The 15,102-nt window shown below is 71.7% G+C and carries 15 protein-coding genes; 5 read left to right on the forward strand and 10 right to left on the reverse strand.

The genetic code is table 11. The features are described 5' to 3' along the window. Nucleotides 1-20: 20 nt before the first annotated feature. Nucleotides 21-641, reverse strand: coding sequence for a hypothetical protein (locus tag OG331_RS34325; protein ID WP_406203423.1), 621 nt, complete (start codon nt 639-641; stop codon nt 21-23). Nucleotides 642-876: 235 nt separating this feature from the next. After that, nucleotides 877-1,218: a hypothetical protein gene (locus OG331_RS34330; RefSeq protein ID WP_406203426.1), complete on the reverse strand. Its 342-nt coding sequence runs from the start codon at nt 1,216-1,218 to the stop codon at nt 877-879. Between the two features lie 235 nt (nt 1,219-1,453). Between OG331_RS34330 and OG331_RS34335 the strand changes: the two genes are divergently transcribed. Both OG331_RS34335 and gap read left to right on the forward strand, forming a co-directional pair. Further along, nucleotides 1,454-2,410, forward strand: coding sequence for a GlxA family transcriptional regulator (locus tag OG331_RS34335; RefSeq protein WP_406203429.1), 957 nt, complete (start codon nt 1,454-1,456; stop codon nt 2,408-2,410). Between the two features lie 161 nt (nt 2,411-2,571). After that, nucleotides 2,572-3,570 carry a type I glyceraldehyde-3-phosphate dehydrogenase gene (gap, locus tag OG331_RS34340; protein ID WP_406203432.1) on the forward strand — a complete coding sequence of 333 codons (999 nt, stop codon included), beginning with the start codon at nt 2,572-2,574 and terminating at the stop codon, nt 3,568-3,570. Between the two features lie 70 nt (nt 3,571-3,640). On the opposite strand, the gene OG331_RS34345 is transcribed toward gap, so the two are convergent. Beyond that, complete coding sequence (locus OG331_RS34345) at nt 3,641-4,561, reverse strand: ketopantoate reductase family protein (protein WP_406210467.1); 921 nt, start codon at nt 4,559-4,561, stop codon at nt 3,641-3,643. A 90-nt stretch (nt 4,562-4,651) separates the two neighbouring features. On the opposite strand from OG331_RS34345, the gene OG331_RS34350 reads away from it, so the two are divergent. Next, nucleotides 4,652-4,882: a DUF2277 domain-containing protein gene (locus OG331_RS34350; RefSeq protein WP_328881974.1), complete on the forward strand. Its 231-nt coding sequence runs from the start codon at nt 4,652-4,654 to the stop codon at nt 4,880-4,882. A 57-nt stretch (nt 4,883-4,939) separates the two neighbouring features. Here OG331_RS34350 and OG331_RS34355 read toward each other — a convergent pair whose 3' ends face one another. The 6 genes from OG331_RS34355 to OG331_RS34380 all read right to left on the reverse strand — a co-directional run bounded on the left by OG331_RS34355 (nt 4,940) and on the right by OG331_RS34380 (nt 11,769). Next, nucleotides 4,940-5,572: an FxLYD domain-containing protein gene (locus OG331_RS34355; RefSeq protein WP_406203435.1), complete on the reverse strand. Its 633-nt coding sequence runs from the start codon at nt 5,570-5,572 to the stop codon at nt 4,940-4,942. A gap of 189 nt (nt 5,573-5,761) precedes the next feature. Then, nucleotides 5,762-6,382, reverse strand: coding sequence for a VTT domain-containing protein (locus tag OG331_RS34360; protein WP_362377843.1), 621 nt, complete (start codon nt 6,380-6,382; stop codon nt 5,762-5,764). Nucleotides 6,383-6,662: 280 nt separating this feature from the next. Next, entirely contained in the window at nt 6,663-7,115 is a 453-nt protein-coding gene (locus OG331_RS34365; protein WP_391394732.1) for a DoxX family membrane protein, read from the reverse strand. A gap of 91 nt (nt 7,116-7,206) precedes the next feature. After that, nucleotides 7,207-9,156 (reverse strand): FAD/NAD(P)-binding protein, encoded by a 1,950-nt coding sequence (locus tag OG331_RS34370; protein WP_406203440.1) that lies wholly within the window; start codon nt 9,154-9,156, stop codon nt 7,207-7,209. Between the two features lie 153 nt (nt 9,157-9,309). Further along, entirely contained in the window at nt 9,310-10,986 is a 1,677-nt protein-coding gene (locus OG331_RS34375) for an alkaline phosphatase D family protein (protein WP_406203443.1), read from the reverse strand. A 138-nt stretch (nt 10,987-11,124) separates the two neighbouring features. Continuing rightward, complete coding sequence (locus tag OG331_RS34380) at nt 11,125-11,769, reverse strand: HNH endonuclease family protein (protein ID WP_406203446.1); 645 nt, start codon at nt 11,767-11,769, stop codon at nt 11,125-11,127. A gap of 398 nt (nt 11,770-12,167) precedes the next feature. On the opposite strand from OG331_RS34380, the gene OG331_RS34385 reads away from it, so the two are divergent. Then, the gene (locus tag OG331_RS34385) at nt 12,168-12,749 is read left to right on the forward strand and encodes a TMEM165/GDT1 family protein (protein WP_406203449.1); all 582 of its coding nucleotides are present in this window, start codon (nt 12,168-12,170) and stop codon (nt 12,747-12,749) included. 166 nt (nt 12,750-12,915) lie between these two features. Continuing rightward, a complete protein-coding gene (locus OG331_RS34390; RefSeq protein WP_406203452.1) occupies nt 12,916-13,599 on the forward strand; it encodes an HAD family hydrolase in 684 nt (227 codons plus the stop codon). Nucleotides 13,600-13,921: 322 nt separating this feature from the next. Here the strand turns inward: OG331_RS34390 and OG331_RS34395 are convergent, their stop codons facing one another. Next, the gene (locus OG331_RS34395; RefSeq protein WP_406203455.1) at nt 13,922-14,941 is read right to left on the reverse strand and encodes a peptidoglycan-binding domain-containing protein; all 1,020 of its coding nucleotides are present in this window, start codon (nt 14,939-14,941) and stop codon (nt 13,922-13,924) included. Between the last annotated feature and the right edge of the window lie 161 nt (nt 14,942-15,102).

Below are 15,102 nucleotides of genomic sequence, written 5' to 3' on the forward strand. Positions count from 1 at the left end.
CGGGCCGGTTCGGCGACGGGTCAGTAGTTCCCGTTGGAGATCATGTCCCCGTCCTTGCCGTACACCGTCACGAGCCCGTTCTTCGACTCGTAGCAGGACGCGAACGCGGACGCGATCAGCTTGGCGTCGCCGGCGTTCTCGCTCATGAAGCCGCCGCTGTAGTCGGTGAAGACTTCGGCGGCGTCGAGGATGTCGTTGCTCTTGTCGGCGCCGGTCACCTTGGTGACGTGCCCGACCGCTGCCTTCTCGGCGCCGGTGCCGGACTTGCCGACGCAGTCCTTGAACTGCTCGGCCTGGCTCTTGTCGGGGGCGGCCGGTGCCTCTTCCGCGGGCTTGTCAGCGGCTTCTTCGGCGGGCTTGTCGGCGGCTTCCTCGGCAGCCTTGGGCTTGTCGGAGGTGGCGGCGACGGCCTTGTCCTTGTTGCTGCTGTCGGTGGAGTCTTCGCCGCCTCCAGCGACGGCGCCGATCACGATGAGGCCGACGAACACGGCGCCGATGATGCCGAGGATCTTCCCGGTCTTCCGCTTCGGCGGCTGGGGCGGGGGAGCCCCCCAACCGGGCTGCTGCGGGTAGCCGTATCCGGGCTGCGTCGGCTGCTGTGGTGCCCCGTATCCGGGCTGCTGCGGGTACTGCTGGCTCATGTGCCCCCCTTGGCGCAATCTGCGTGGAGGGTGAACCTAACCGATGTGTGGGATGTGTGAAGGCGCTGCAATGATTCTGTGACCTATGTGAAGCGCGATCAGGAAATGACGAAGGCCCTTACGGTGGCGGGCCTTTGCTCCGGGGGGCGGCCATGCCGGACGTCAGGGCCGAGGTGCGGCGTGGTCGCGCGGTGCTCAACTGCGGTGTCTCGTTGGCGAGTTCGCCGCGCGTCGGCTACTGCTCGTCAGCCGGCTGCGCGTGGGCGTGCTTCAGCTTTGTGCGGGCGTCCACGCGTTCCGCCCCCGCTACTTCCGACCAGAAGCGGTGGCCGCTGACGAAGACCGCGAGTTCGTGCTCGCGCCGGCGGAGTTTCTCCACCTCGGCCTGCTGGTCCTGGGTCCAGCCGGGGGAGGCGGGGCGCTCGACCTTGCGCCAGCCGTTGTCGTCGCTGAAGCCGTCCAGGGGTACGACCGACCAGGGAAGCTGCTTCAGGAGGGCCGACAGCTCGGCCCGGACCTGATGTAGCTCCTCCTGACCGGCGAGAAGGTCACTCGGAAAGTCATAGGGCGTAGCCACGGCTCAATGCTACGCCTGTTCGATTTTGGGTTGCGAGCGTCTTTGGGGGGTTCATGCGAACGGGTGGGACTGAGACGTCAGTTGGCCAGTGAGCGCTTCGGGTGGGCGCTGGAAGACAGTCCGCCCGGTGCGGAGTCTCGGTGTGGCCACTGACCCGCCCGGCGACGCGTGGCGGGATCCTTTGCCGGTCCGCGCAGGGGCGTCTTGAAGTCACGCCCCCACGTAACCTCTTCCCGTGCCTGCCTCCCACCTGCATCGCGTCGCCGTCCTTGTGCTGGAGGGTGCGAAGCCGCTCGATGTCGGGATTCCTGCGCAGGTGTTCACGACCCGCGCGAGCATGCCGTATGAGGTGCGGGTGTGTGGGGCTGCGCCCGGGCTCGTGGCCGGTGGTGACGGTCTGGCGTACTACGTCGAGCACGGTCTCGACGCGCTGGCGTGGGCCGACATCGTCTTCGTCCCCGGCTATCGGTTCCCGGACCGCGACGACCCGCCGCAGGCCGTCGTCGATGCGCTGATCGCCGCCCACGAGCGGGGCGCGCGGCTCGCCGCCATCTCGACCGGCGCCTTCGCGCTCGCCGCCACGGGCCTGCTCGACGGCAGGCGCGCCACGACGCACTGGCACTACACGCGGGCGCTGGTGTCCCGGCATCCGCTCGTCCAGGTCGACGAGAACGTGCTGTTCGTCGACGAGGGCAGCCTGCTCACCTCGGCCGGCGCCGCCTCCGGCATCGACCTGTGCCTGCACATCCTGCGCAGCGACCTCGGCGTGGCCGCGTCCAACCACGCGGCCCGGCGTCTGGTCGCCGCCCCCTACCGCAGCGGCGGTCAGGCCCAGTACGTGCCGCGCAGCGTCCCCGAGCCGCTCGGCGAGCGGTTCGCCGCCACCCGCGAGTGGGCGCTGCACCGGCTCGGCGAGCCCCTCACCCTCGACACGCTGGCGCGGCAGGCCGAGGTCTCGCCGCGGACGTTCTCCCGGCGCTTCGTCGAGGAGACCGGGTACACGCCGATGCAGTGGGTGATGCGCGCTCGCATCGACCTGGCCCGTGAGCTGCTCGAACGTTCGCAGCGCAGCGTCGAACAGATCGCCGCCGACATCGGGCTCGGCACCGGCGCGAACCTGCGCCTGCACTTCCAGCGCATCCTCGGCACCACACCGAGCGAGTACCGGCGCACCTTCACCCGGGGCGAGTGACCCGCCCGGCACCGCGTGGCGGAGTGCGGCGGGACCCTTTGAACCGTGTCGCGTAATCCTTTGAACCGTGTGGCGGGATCCTTTTGAACCATGGCGATCCCGCCACTGTCAGGGGCGCGAGCCGCGGGCGACCCTGGTGGCGAAGGGAAGGGACATCACTCATGACTCGCATCGCCATCAACGGTTTCGGCCGCATCGGACGCAATGTGCTGCGCGCACTGCTGGAGCGCGACAGCGCCCTGGAGGTCGTCGCCGTCAACGACCTGACGGAGCCTGCGACGCTCGCCCGGCTGCTCGCCTACGACAGCACGGCCGGCCGGCTCGGGCGCCCGGTGACCGTCGACGGGGACGCCCTCGTCGTCGACGGCCGGCGGATCACGGTGCTGGCCGAGCGTGAACCGGCGCAGCTGCCGTGGGCCGAGCTGGGCGTCGACATCGTCCTGGAAGCCACCGGCCGTTTCACGTCGGCGAAGGCCGCCCGCGCCCACCTCGACGCGGGCGCGAGGAAGGTACTCGTCAGCGCGCCGTCGGACGGCGCCGACGTCACGCTCGCGTTCGGGGTCAACACGGACTCCTACGACCCGGCCGTGCACACGATCGTCTCGAACGCCTCCTGCACCACCAACGCGCTCGCGCCGCTGGCCAAGGTGCTCGACGAACTGGCCGGTATCGAGCACGGGTTCATGACGACGGTGCACGCCTACACGCAGGAGCAGAACCTGCAGGACGGTCCGCACCGCGACGCCCGTCGCGCCCGGGCCGCCGGCGTCAACATCGTGCCGACCACGACCGGCGCCGCCAAGGCGATCGGCCTGGTGCTGCCGAACCTGGAGGGCAAGCTGTCGGGCGACTCGATCCGCGTGCCGGTGCCGGTGGGCTCGATCGTCGAACTCAACACGACCGTCGCCCGGGACGTGACGCGCGACGACGTGCTGGCGGCGTACCGCGCCGCGGCGGAAGGGCCGCTCGCCGGCGTCCTCGAGTACTCGGACGACCCGCTGGTCTCGTCCGACATCGTGGGCAATCCCGCCTCGTCGATCTTCGACTCGGCCCTCACCCGCGTCGACGGCCGCCACGTCAAGGTGGTCGCCTGGTACGACAACGAGTGGGGCTTCTCGAACCGTGTGATCGACACGCTCGAGTTCCTCGCCACGCGCTGACCGGACGCTCTGGTCGGCCGGCCGGGCCGACCAGAGCGCTCAGTCTCAACGGTGTGCGGGTGTGTGGCGGCTAGTGGCCCGCGTCCCTCAACTCGGCCACCAGGCGCGCCGTTACGGGTGCCGGTACCGCGTGGCGTTCGGCGGCTCGTAGCAACGCTCCGCCGATCGCGTCCAGTTCGAGGGGGCGGCCGGCCTCGGCGTCGCGTTGCATGGACGACTTGGTGGCGGCCGGGAAGGCGTCGTAGCGGGCGAGGGCCGCGGTCGGGTCGGCGGGGCCGCCGCAGGCACGGCTGACGGCTGCCGTCTCCTCGACCAGGGACGTCAACTCCTCGCGGTGGTGCGTGCGTACGTCGCCGAGGGGGAGGGCGTGGCGGGTGGTGAGGAGGGCGAAGGGGGCCAGGAAGGACATCTTCGCCCAGAGGGCTGCCGTCTCGTCCGGGAGGACGCGGGTGGTGGGGCCGGCTGTGTTCAGGGTCTGTGCGAGGGCTTCGAGGTGGTCGCGGGGGACTGTGTCGCCCGTCAGGTCGATCTCCGCGAAGGGGCTTGTGTGCTCGATCTCCCCGGGCGCCACGCGGGTCGACTCGACGCGGATGACCGCGGGGGCGACGCGGTCCGGGTCGTAGTGCGCGCGGAGGGTCTCCGGGTGTTCGACGCCGTTCAGGAAGGGGACGATCACGGCGTCGCCGAGCGCTGTGCGCGGGGCGCGGGACAGGGCCGTGTCGAGGGCGGTGGCCTTGACCGTGATCAGGCAGGCGTCGACGGGTTCACGGAGCTCGGTGTCCGCCTCCACCTGAGCCGTGAAGTCCCCGAAACGGCCACTGCGGACCTGGATTCCGGTCGTACGCAGGGCCTTGGCCGTCTCGTCGCCGGCCAGGCAGATGACGCGGTGCCCGGACCTGGACAGGAGTGCGGCGAGCAGGCCGCCTATGCCGCCCGGGCCCAGTACCGCCACCGTGTGTCGGTCGTTCGCCGTCGTGCGATGCGCCGTCATGCGGTTCCTCTCGTCGGTCGGCCCCTCAGTGGTGGCCGCCTCGGGCGTGATCATGGCAGACATGGCCCTGTCCGAGGGAGACTGGTAGGCATGTGCCGCAGCATCAAGACACTCCGTCCGCCCGCGTTGCCGGAAGAGGCGACGGAGGAAGACATCCGCGCCGCCGCCCTGCAGTACGTCCGCAAGGTCTCCGGCTTCCGCGCCCCGGCCGCGCACAACCAGGAGGTCTTCGACCGCGCCGTCGATGTGATCGCCGAAGCCACGGCCGACCTGCTGGCCGGTCTGGAGATCCGGGGGCAGGCCGTCCGCCGGGCGGGCTAGAGGGTTCCTCCGGCGCCTGCCGGATCGAAGTGACGCGCCTTCCGGTGATCGTGGGCGTCAGTACCGCTGCGCCTTGGCGATCTCGGCGGTCAGGCGCGGCTCGGGAGGCTTGCGGCTGATCGCGAGCGGCTCTGCCCGCTCGCCGGGTTCCAGGTCCTCCGCGCCCACGAACCGGGTCTCGACGACCTTGCCGTCGGAGTCGTGGAAGTCGACCTGCACCGCGTAGGACGCAGTCTCGTCGGTGCGGTTGGTGATGTTCACGACGACGGCCAGCAGACCGCCCGTATCGGCGCGCGGTTTTCCGGTGAGCGACACGTCCCCGGTGGCGTTGCCGCGGCCGTCGACGTCCTCGAGTTCCCGCTGGGCGGCCTGGTTGGCCCGCATGATCTCCGCCGACACGGATGCCTCGAACTCCGAGGCGCGGGCGGAGGCGGAGGAGGCCGCGGCGGAGGCCCGCTCGCGGGCGGATGCCTCGAGCGAGGAGAGGGCCGTGGCCGCCGTGCCGGAGAACGAGGCCGTATCGGGGGGAGTAGGGGTCGGCCTGGGAGAGGCGGCGCCGTCGCCGCCGTCGTCCCCGCCGCACGAGACCAGCGTCGCGGCACCGGTGGCCGCGAGGAGCAGTCCGGCCAGGGCGGTGCGCACGCGGGCGCGCTGCGATGCTCTCGTCGCCTTCGGCGCGCGGGCACTCATGCCAGGGGGTCCCTTTCCTCGCGGCGGCGGGGCGAGTCGGACGCGAACCCATCGATCGACCTGATCGATACCGACCTGACTGATATCAACCTGATTGCACCGAGCGACCCGGTAGGCGGCGCTTGCCCCATTGCGTGGGATCCATCGTGCACGCGATGCGCCCGGGCGGCCACTCAGCGTCACAGAGGTCTACGCCGGCCTGCGCCGCACCAAGTACGTCGCCACCGCGCCCGCCGCGAACAGCGCCCCCACCGACACCGCCGTCGCCAGCCACGTCGCTCCCAGCCACTGGGCGCCGAAATAGCCGAGGGCCACGCTGTAGACGGCCCAGGCGAGGCCGGCCAGGGCGGACCAGGGGAGGAAGTCGCGGGCGCTGCGGTGGGTGGCGCCGGCGCCGAACGAGACGACCGAGCGGCCGGCCGGGGCGAAGCGGGCCAGTACCACCAGGGCGCCGCCGCCTCGGGCGAGGGCTGTGCCGAGACGTTCCTGCGCTGATGTCAGGCGGCGGGAGCGGGCGATGGCGCGGTCCAGTCGGGCGCCGCCGCGCCAGGCGAGGCGGTAGGCGACCAGGTCACCCAGGACGGAGGCCGTCGCGGCGCACAGCGTCAGGGCCAGGATGTCGGGGACCTCGCCGGGGACCTGACCGGTCGCGGCGCCCGAGCCGGCGGCCGCCGCCGTCGCCGCTGTGATCACCAGAACGCCGCTGGGCAGCACCGGTACGAACACGTCCAGCAGGACCGACAGGCCCACCACCACATAGATCCAAGGGCCCGCTGTCAGCGAACCCACGTCCTCGAGACCCTCGAGCACCGCAACTCCCCGTGTTTCCCCCCGTGGCCAGACCGTGCCGCGACGTCGCGGGGGAGCGGCAGGGGCGGCCTATGACAGCCATACAGCGTACGCCGGGGCTGTGACTGGAGGTTCATCGGGGGCTCGTGTGTTCGGCACAGCATGTTCACACGGCCGCAGCGGCGCGGGCATCGCAGCGAAGCTGTCATCGCGGCGAAGCGGCAAAAGCGGACGGCGCCCGCATCCGCGTGAGCCTCGCGGGTGCAGGCGCCGAAGCGCGCGAGCGGTGGCCGCCTGGCCGTCAGGCGGTAACCGGCGTCTGGTCCGCCGCCGTCCTGCTCTCCGCGCCGGAGCGCTTGGCGAACAGCCGGTCCAGCCCGAACGCGCCGGACCCGGTGAAGATCAGCAGGAACATGGCCCAGCAGTACATCGCGGCACCCTCGCCGCTGTTCTCGATGGGCCACAGCCCCTCGGGCTGGTGGACCTTGAAGTACGCGTAGGCCATGGCGCCGGAGGCGATGAACGCGGCTATGCGGGTGCCGAGGCCGAGCAGGACCAGGCTGCCGCCGACGAGTTCGATGGCGGCCGCGTACCAGTCGGGCCAGGCGCCGGTCGCGGCGGTGCCGCCCTTGCCGTCGACGCCGCCGAAGGCGCCGAGGAGGGACATGGCGCCGTGGCAGGCGAAGAGCAGGCCGACGACGATGCGGAACAGGCCGATGGCGTACGGCTGGGCGCTGTTGAGGCGTCCGGTCATGTGGGGGACTCCCTCGGTCTGAGGTTTACCGGTCCCGTAGCGGGACGGTGTGGGGACGGATACTGATCGGTACGCCCCACGTTAGGTAGACCTAATCAACACTTGCAAGTTCAACATTCGGCCATCGCGTCGCCTCGGCGTCCCCTCCCGCCCCAGGAACAACCGCATGTAGCACCGCTCTCGCCACCGCATCCGCATCCGAAAGAGTGACCGAATCCACACCCGGCCGCGCCCCGGCCGCCGTCACCCAGTGCACGCCCTCCGTGGGCACCCCGAACGCGAACCGCCGTTCGTGCGCCCGGCCCTGACGGTCGATCAGGCGGTACGGCCGCTGCGTGACGTCAAGTCCGCCCGTTTCGTAGCCATTCACGGTGTGCGGCCGGCACTGCCCGGTCTTCAGCAGCCGCGCCAGCAGGTCGTCGGCGCTGCGGCGCAGGTCCGGTTCCGGCAGCCGCGCCTCGACGAGCGCCGTCACCCGCACCGCCGAGCCCGGCACCTCGGGGGAGTGCGCCACCCACGCCCCCTGCTCCTCCCGCACCTCCAGCCGCGGCCCGAGCACCTCCACCACACCCGCCTCCATGAGCGCCACCAGCTCCTCCACACGCCGTCGGGGCGGGCCGATGGAGAGGAAGGCGTTGAGCGGGGTGTACCAGCGGTCCAGGTGGTCCCGGCGGGAGGCGCCGGTGAGGCCGCCGTGGTCGACGACGAGCCGCAGTTCGTTGCGCAGGTCGCGCAGTACGTCGAGGGCCGACTTCAGCGGACCGTGCACATTGCCCCGGGCGGCCTGGGCCGCGTCCTCGTGCAGATACGCCAGCAGCCAGTCGCGCCACCGCCCCGGATCCGCGAAGTCGCATCCCGCGTACGGCCGGGAGACCCGGTCCCAGCTCCAGCGCTCACCCTCCGGGACGCCGAACTCGTCGAGCAGCAGGGCCTCTTGAGGCGCCCGGTGGGGGAGGGACAGGAAGCGTTCCGTGAAGGCCGCCCGCTGCCGCGCCTCCGGCATCAGTGCCGCGTAGTACACCGTCTCCACCTCCTTCGCCACCAGCGGCCATATCTCCGCGAGGAAGTCCGGTGCCTCGCCCGAGTCCGCCCGCTTGCGGAAACCGGCGATCACCTCGGGCGTCAGGACGAGGGGGAGGTGGCGGCCGTACGCCCCCTTCGCGTTGTCGCCGCGCGCCTGGTACGGGATGCCACGCCGCGAACCGGCGTACAGGCGCGGCTCGTTGCCGGAAGGGACGTAGCGCAGACCCCGGCGGCCCTCGGCGCGGACGAAGCCGCCGCCGCGGCCCGTCGTCAACAGGGCCATGTGGTCGAAGAAGTTGAGGCCCAGGCCGCGCAACAGCACCGGTTCGCCGGGGGATATGGGTGAGAGGTCGATGTCGGCCGGGTTCGCGGGCGGCACGTAGTGCAGGCCGTGGCCTTCGGCGTACGCGGCGAGGCGGCGCTGAAGCGCGTCGGCGGCCGTCGGCAGATGCCCCTGAGTGAGGACCACGGCGGACAGGCCGGGCAGCACGCGGCCGTCGTCGAGGGTGAGGGCCTGGCTGCCGTCGGGGGCGTCGTCCAGCCGTACGGCGCGGGCCGCGTACGTCTCGACGTGCACCGTCGGCGGCGCCTCGCGGACGACCTTCGCGAACACCCACTCCAGGTACCGGCCGTAGTGGGCGCGGGTCGGGTACTCGTCCGGGTCCAGTTCGCCGGCCGCCCACTCGTGCAGGCTGGGGCCGGGCCGGATCGGGCCCGAGCAGTCCACGCTCTCGTCGGTGAACAGCGTGACCTGCGAGGACACCGTGTTCATGAGCAGCTCGGGCGACTGCGCGGTCCGCCAGACGTGCCCCGGCCCGGGCGGCGCCGGGTCGATCACATGGACGGTGAGGCGCGCCCCGGACGGGAGGAGCTCGGGAGCGGAGGCGCAGAGGCGTTCCAGGACGCTGGTGCCGCGGGGGCCGGCGCCGACCAGGGCGACGGAGACCGTCGGGGAGTCCGGGGTCGGTGCGGAGGGCGGTGCAGACAAAAGGGTGACTCCCGGGCGTGTGGGGCGCATTGGAGCGAACCCCCGGGTGGAAGCGGACGGTCCGGCTCATCATGCCGTCGGGAGCGGCATGAACCGAGCCTTGGGATGAGTGAGTGTGGGATGCATCACGAACATCACGTGCGTCACGCCACACCCAGGGCCCTATGGGGTGAAACCGGCTCCTTAAGGGGCGAGTTCGGACTCGGAGACCGTCCGCAGTCGAGCCCCCGCACCCCGCGCCCCGGCACCCTCGGCCCCCGCCCCTCGCACCGCCCGCGCCTGCTCCAGCCGCAGCCGGGCCGAACGCCCCCGCAGCGTCAGCGTCATGAGCTGGTTGCCGAACCAGGGCCCGCCCGTGCGGCGCCAGTCGACCGGCGGCTGGGGACAGCCTCCGTGCCCCGCGAACCGCCGTCCGAGCCAGCGGCCCACCCCGCTCCAGCCGAAGCGGAAGCCGAGCCGGATCGCCGCATGGATGGCGTTGTGGACGGGCGAGCAGGTCAGCTGCAGGACACGGGCGTCGGGCCCGCCGCCGTCCGGCCAGGTCGGCTCGGCCACGTACGCGTGGTGCACGTCCCCCGACAGCACGCACACCGTCGCAGGCGCCTGCGCCCCCGACCCGACCTCGGCGATCAGCTCCGTCAACGCGTCGAAGGACGACGGGAAGGCCGCCCAGTGCTCCAGATCGGCCCGCCGCCGCAGATCCTCCCCGAAGCGCGCCCAGCGCTCGCCGCGCTCACCCCGGCACAGCGAGGCGTTCCACGCCTCGGCGTCGTGCACCAGGTGCGGCAGCAGCCACGGCAGGGACGTACCGATCAGGAGGTGGTCGTACGAACCACGCGCGTCGAACGCCTGCTCGCGCAGCCACCGCGCCTCGCCCGGGTTGAGCATGGAGCGCGCGCCCTCGTCGAGGACGCGGGCCGCCCGTGTGTCCACCATCAGCAGCCGTACGCGCCCGAAGTCGCGCCGGTAGCTCCAGCGCACGGAGGCCGGATCGGCGTCCGCCTTGCAGGCGAAGGAGCGCAACAGGTCGGTGCCGTCGGGGGTTTCGCGGACGGCGGCGTAGAGCGGGTCGGTGGCCAGCTCGGCCGGCGACAGGTTGCCGAGGTGCTGATGGACCCAGTACGACATCAGCCCGCTGAGCAGCCGCTCGCGCCACCAGCTCGTTTCCCGCATGTCGGCGAGCCAGGCGGCCGAGGTGTTCCAGTCGTCGATGACGTCGTGGTCGTCGAAGATCATGCAGCTGGGCACGGTGGACAGCAGCCAGCGCACCTCGGGGTCGAGCCAGGACTCGTAGTACAGCCGGGTGTACTCCTCGTAGTCCGCGACCTCGTCGCCCGGCGGCTCGCTCAGGTCCCGGCGCGCGGCCAGCCAGCGCCTGGTCGCCTTGGACGTCTCGTCGGCGTACACCTGGTCGCCCAGCAGCACCAGCACATCCGGCCGCTCACCGTCCGGCTCGGCGGCTATCCGCGCGGCCAGGGTGTCCAGGGCGTCCGGTCCGACCGGGTCCGGCTCACCGGCGGGCGGTGCGGCCCAACGACAGGATCCGAAGGAGAGGCGGACGGTGTCGGTGTCGCCGTCGGCGGGGGTGCGGATGAGGGAGGGCGGGAAGGGCGAGTCGGGCAGCGGCCACACGCGGGCGCCGTCGAGGAGGACCTCGTACGGCTGTGCAGTGCCCGGGGTGAGGCCGGTCACCGGGATCAGGGCGTAGTGATGGCCCGCGACCTGGAAGGTACGGGACTCTCCGTGGGCGCCGTCAGCGCCGCGCACCTCGGCCGCGCACGGGCGGCTCGCCTCGACCCAGACGGTCGCGGACGTGCCGTCGGCGTACCTCAGCAGTGGACCAAGCCGCAGTTCGGTCACGTGATCGCCCTCCTCCGTCGCCCCGTACGGTACGGAACGACGGAGGGGAACGGGGAGGTTCCGCAGATCACGGTTTGCCGAACTCCGGCGGGGCCGCGTCAGGCGTGCGTCGGCGCTGCCTCGCTGCCCAGTGCCTCGTCAGCAGCCGGCGAGGTAGTTCGTCAGGGCGGACTTCTCCGCCGAGTCGACCGAGAGGCCGTAGTAGTACTTCACCTGCACCCAGGCGCGCACGTAGGTGCAGCGGTAGGCCGTGCGCGACGGCATCCAGGTGGCCGGGTCCTGGTCGCCCTTGGACTGGTTGACGTTGTCGGTGACGGCGATCAGCTGCGGGCGGGTCAGGTCGTTGGCGAAGGACTGGCGCCGCGAGGTGGTCCAGCTGTCGGCGCCGGAGTCCCAGGCCTCGGCCAGCGGGACCAGGTGGTCGATGTCGAGGTCGGACGCGGCGGTCCAGGTGGCGCCGTCGTAGACGGAGTACCAGCTGCCGCTGGTGGCGGCGCAGGAGGAGTCGGTGACGACGCCCGAGCCGTCGCGCTTGAGGACGGTCTCACGGGTGTTGCAGGCGCCGGACTGGGTGATCCAGTGCGGGAAGAGGTCGCGGTCGTAGCCGGTGCGGTCCTCGGTGGCCACGGTGAGCTGGGCGAGGTAGCTGCGGGCGGTGGCGCCGCTGACGGGCGTGGGGAGCGCGGCGGAGGCGGTCGGAGCGTTGAAAAGCGCGGCGGAGGCTATGAGGCCGCTGAGGGCCGCGAGTATGCTGACCCGTCGACGCGCGTAGAACTTCGACATGCTGACTCCCTTGGGAGGTGGGGGTGTTGGCGAGCGAGCGAAGGAATGCTCGCCGCGCCGTGTTGCGGGGAGGTGTGCGTCGGGTGAGAAGTTAGTGTCGCGTTCATGACACGACAAGGTTGAGGGCGGGACTTTCTTTCTGTGGACCGGTGAGCGGGCTCGCGTACGATGGGTGGCGCAGAAGGGGAGTAGCTCTTCGCCGGACCGTCGACATACTGCTCAGCTCGTCTGAGCCGGCGCCCGGAGGCGGACCTCGAATCCGAGGTCGGCCAGCGAGACCTTCGGCAAGCAGTGCACGCCCGTGCCGTACGGCACGGGTGCCGAGTGCGCTGCCGTGCCGAGGTGTCGCAGCGCAGTGACAGTGCTCTCGGTGGGGCAGCCCGACCGATTGAGGAACCTTGATCAGCTTTACCGTGACGGCGGTCGTCTTCGGCATCGTCTTCCTCGCCGAACTGCCCGACAAGACCGCGCTCGCCGGGCTCGTCCTCGGCACCCGCTATCGCGCCTCGTACGTCTTCGCCGGTGTCGCCGCCGCGTTCGCGGTGCATGTCGCGCTGGCCGTGGCGGCCGGCAGCGTACTGACGCTGCTGCCGCAGCAGCTCGTGCAGGCGCTCACCGGTGTGCTCTTCCTCGGCGGCGCCGCGGTGCTGCTCATGAAGAAGGACGAGGACGAGACGGAGGTCCGCAAGCCGGAGAACCAGTCCTTCTGGAAGGTGTCCGGCGCCGGGTTCATGCTCATCCTGATCGCCGAGTTCGGTGATCTGACGCAGATCATGACGGCGAACCTCGCGGCCCGCTACGACGATCCGCTGTCGGTCGGTATCGGTGCGGTGCTGGCGCTGTGGAGTGTGGCGGCGATCGGGATCGTCGGCGGCAAGGCGCTGATGCGGCGGGTGCCGCTGAAGCTGATCACCAAGGTGGCGGCGCTGCTGATGCTCGGGCTGGGTCTGTGGAGCCTGTGGGAGGCGATCGCCGGCTGAACTGTCGGTGAATGGTTTCCGGAGGCGGTGGCGCGAAGGGGCCCGCGTTTTGTACCGTGGGGGAACAAAGTGGTTCCCGCCCGTTTTCCCTGACCGGCGGGCGGGACCACCTTGTTCCTCCGGGGGCCACCCCTGTACCCCCGCGCCCCTCGCCCTGGAGCTGCCGATGTCGGCCACCGCCGTGCCCACCACGCCCACGCCCGCCGTGCTCACCGCCCGTGCCCTCCTGCTCGACATGGACGGCACCCTCGTGAACTCCGACGCCGTCGTGGAACGGATCTGGCGTCGCTGGGCCGAGCGGCACGGGCTCCACGGCGACGAGGTGATGAAGGTCGTCCACGGGCGGCAGGGGTACGCCTCGATGGCCCTGCTGCTGCCCGACCGGCCGATGGAGCAGAACTACGCCGACAACGCGCGCATGCTCGCCGAGGAGACGGCGGATGTGGAGGGCGTGGTGCCGATTCCTGGGGCGCCGGAGTTCCTGGCCTCCCTGTGGGGGCTGCCGCATGCGCTCGTGACGTCCGCCGATGTGCCGCTCTCCACGGTACGGATGGCCGCCGCCGGTCTTGGGCTGCCGGACGTGCGCGTCACCGCGGAGTCGGTGGGCGCCAGCAAGCCCGATCCGGAGGGCTTCCTGAAGGGGGCCGCCGAGCTGGGGATCGCGCCGGAGGACTGCATCGTCTTCGAGGACTCGGGCGCGGGGATCGAGGCGGGGCGGGCGGCCGGGATGCGGGTCGTGGGGGTTGGCTCCCGTGCCGGGTTCCATGGGCCGGACGTGCTGGTCTCGGACTTGCGGGAGGTTCGGGTGGAGGCTGTGGGGGACGGGACGATGCGGGTGTACGTCGGCTAGGGAGCGGCTGCTGTTCGGGGCGCCCGGCGTGGGGCTGGGCGCGGAGGCGGAGACGCTCACCCGCGCTTGCGGGGCGCAGCCTATGCCGGTCAGCCGAACAGCTGACGGTGCTGCAGCCCCCTGAGGGGCGCGGGGAACTGCGCGACCAGCCACGCACGGTCCGCAGGCGCCATCGAACCGGACCCCCGAGCTCTCGACGCACCCTGGCAGCGGCGCCGTCCATCTCGCAGCCCACCCAGGGACGCGGGGAACCGCGCGACCGGCCACGCACGGTCCGCAGGCGCCGTCGGACCCGGATCCCCGAGCTCTCAGGCGCACCGCGTCACGGTTCAGTCGTCTCCGACTCCAGCCTCTCCCGCGTGGCCAAGTCATACACCCCGTACTCGTCCGGCTGGACGCCCCGGGCCCACTGGTAGCGGATGACCGCGTCCTCGACGCCCTCGTTGTAGTTGCCCCTGGCCTCCCGCGTGTAGAGGCCGAGTTGGGTCAGACGGAGTTCGAGTTCCGTGACCTCGGAGCCACGGTCGCCGCGCTGGAGGGTCGCAGGGGCGGGGTCCCGCGCCGCGGCGGAGTCCTCCTGTGAGCCGGCGCCCTCGGTGGTGGACGGGGAGTTCGTCGGGTCCGTCGTCGGTGACGCAGGAGGGGACGACGCGCTCGACCTCGACGGCGACGGGGAAGTGGACGCGCTCTCCGTGGGCGCCGGAGTCGACGCAGGCGCTGCCGCCCGCGTCGGCGCCTCCGTGGGCGACGGCGTCTCCCGGGCCTCGCCGGTCGACGGCGCCGGCACGCTCGCCCGTACGTCGTCCGGCAGTGCCGTGTCCCGTACCGGCGCCTCGTACGTGAACAGACCGCTCGCCAGCCCCGCCGCCGTGAAGACGGCCACGACCGCTCCGCCCGCCCCCAGCAGGACCGTACGCGTACGACGCCGACGGGCGGCGGCCACGCCAGGATCACCGCCGGTCGGATCCGGCTCGTCGGACCCCCCGTCCGGCTCGAACAGGCTCAGGTCATCCGCGCTCGGCGTCGTGGCCGGGGGCGCCAAGGGGGTGGGCGGCGCTGCCGGCACCGCCCGCAGCGGCATCGTCTCGCCGTCCGCTTCCCCGGTACCCTCCAGCTCCACGTATGGCCGTATCCGCAGCGGATCGAAGTCCTCCGCAGCGGCCGCCTCCGCCGTACGGGCGTCTCGCAGGGCCTCGGACACGCGCAGGCCGCAGCCGCAGGACGGGGTGTTGTCGGTCCCTCTCGGCGTACCGCACTCCGGGCAGAGGTGACCGTTCTGGCCTATCGGGCCGTCCTGGCCGTCCTGGCTGTCCGGGCCCTTCGCCCCCGTCGGCTCAGTCACGTGTTCGTCCCTCCCCTCGCGAACTCCCCAGATTATGCAGACCTTCCTCACGTCGTCTCCCCAACCCCCGGAAGGCCTGCTTCCAAAGGGACTCAACAGGCCATAACTGATCAAACCGATCACGATGGGAGATGCATGGGAGGTGTAACGAGACGCTCGGG

Origin of the sequence: Streptomyces sp. NBC_01017 (assembly GCF_045162795.1) — a bacterium.
Lineage (GTDB): Bacteria > Actinomycetota > Actinomycetes > Streptomycetales > Streptomycetaceae > Streptomyces > Streptomyces machairae.

Excerpts from the sequence above, each read along its gene's own strand:
- gap (WP_406203432.1), top strand. The coding sequence starts at position 2,572 with ATGACTCGCATCGCCATCAACGGTTTCGGCCGCATCGGACGCAATGTG.
- OG331_RS34365 (WP_391394732.1), bottom strand. The coding sequence starts at position 7,115 with ATGACCGGACGCCTCAACAGCGCCCAGCCGTACGCCATCGGCCTGTTC.
- OG331_RS34355 (WP_406203435.1), bottom strand. The coding sequence starts at position 5,572 with ATGAGTGCCCGCGCGCCGAAGGCGACGAGAGCATCGCAGCGCGCCCGC.
- OG331_RS34370 (WP_406203440.1), bottom strand. The coding sequence starts at position 9,156 with ATGCGCCCCACACGCCCGGGAGTCACCCTTTTGTCTGCACCGCCCTCC.
- OG331_RS34350 (WP_328881974.1), top strand. The coding sequence starts at position 4,652 with ATGTGCCGCAGCATCAAGACACTCCGTCCGCCCGCGTTGCCGGAAGAG.
- OG331_RS34325 (WP_406203423.1), bottom strand. The coding sequence starts at position 641 with ATGAGCCAGCAGTACCCGCAGCAGCCCGGATACGGGGCACCACAGCAG.
- OG331_RS34345 (WP_406210467.1), bottom strand. The coding sequence starts at position 4,561 with ATGACGGCGCATCGCACGACGGCGAACGACCGACACACGGTGGCGGTA.
- OG331_RS34390 (WP_406203452.1), top strand. The coding sequence starts at position 12,916 with ATGTCGGCCACCGCCGTGCCCACCACGCCCACGCCCGCCGTGCTCACC.
- OG331_RS34380 (WP_406203446.1), bottom strand. The coding sequence starts at position 11,769 with ATGTCGAAGTTCTACGCGCGTCGACGGGTCAGCATACTCGCGGCCCTC.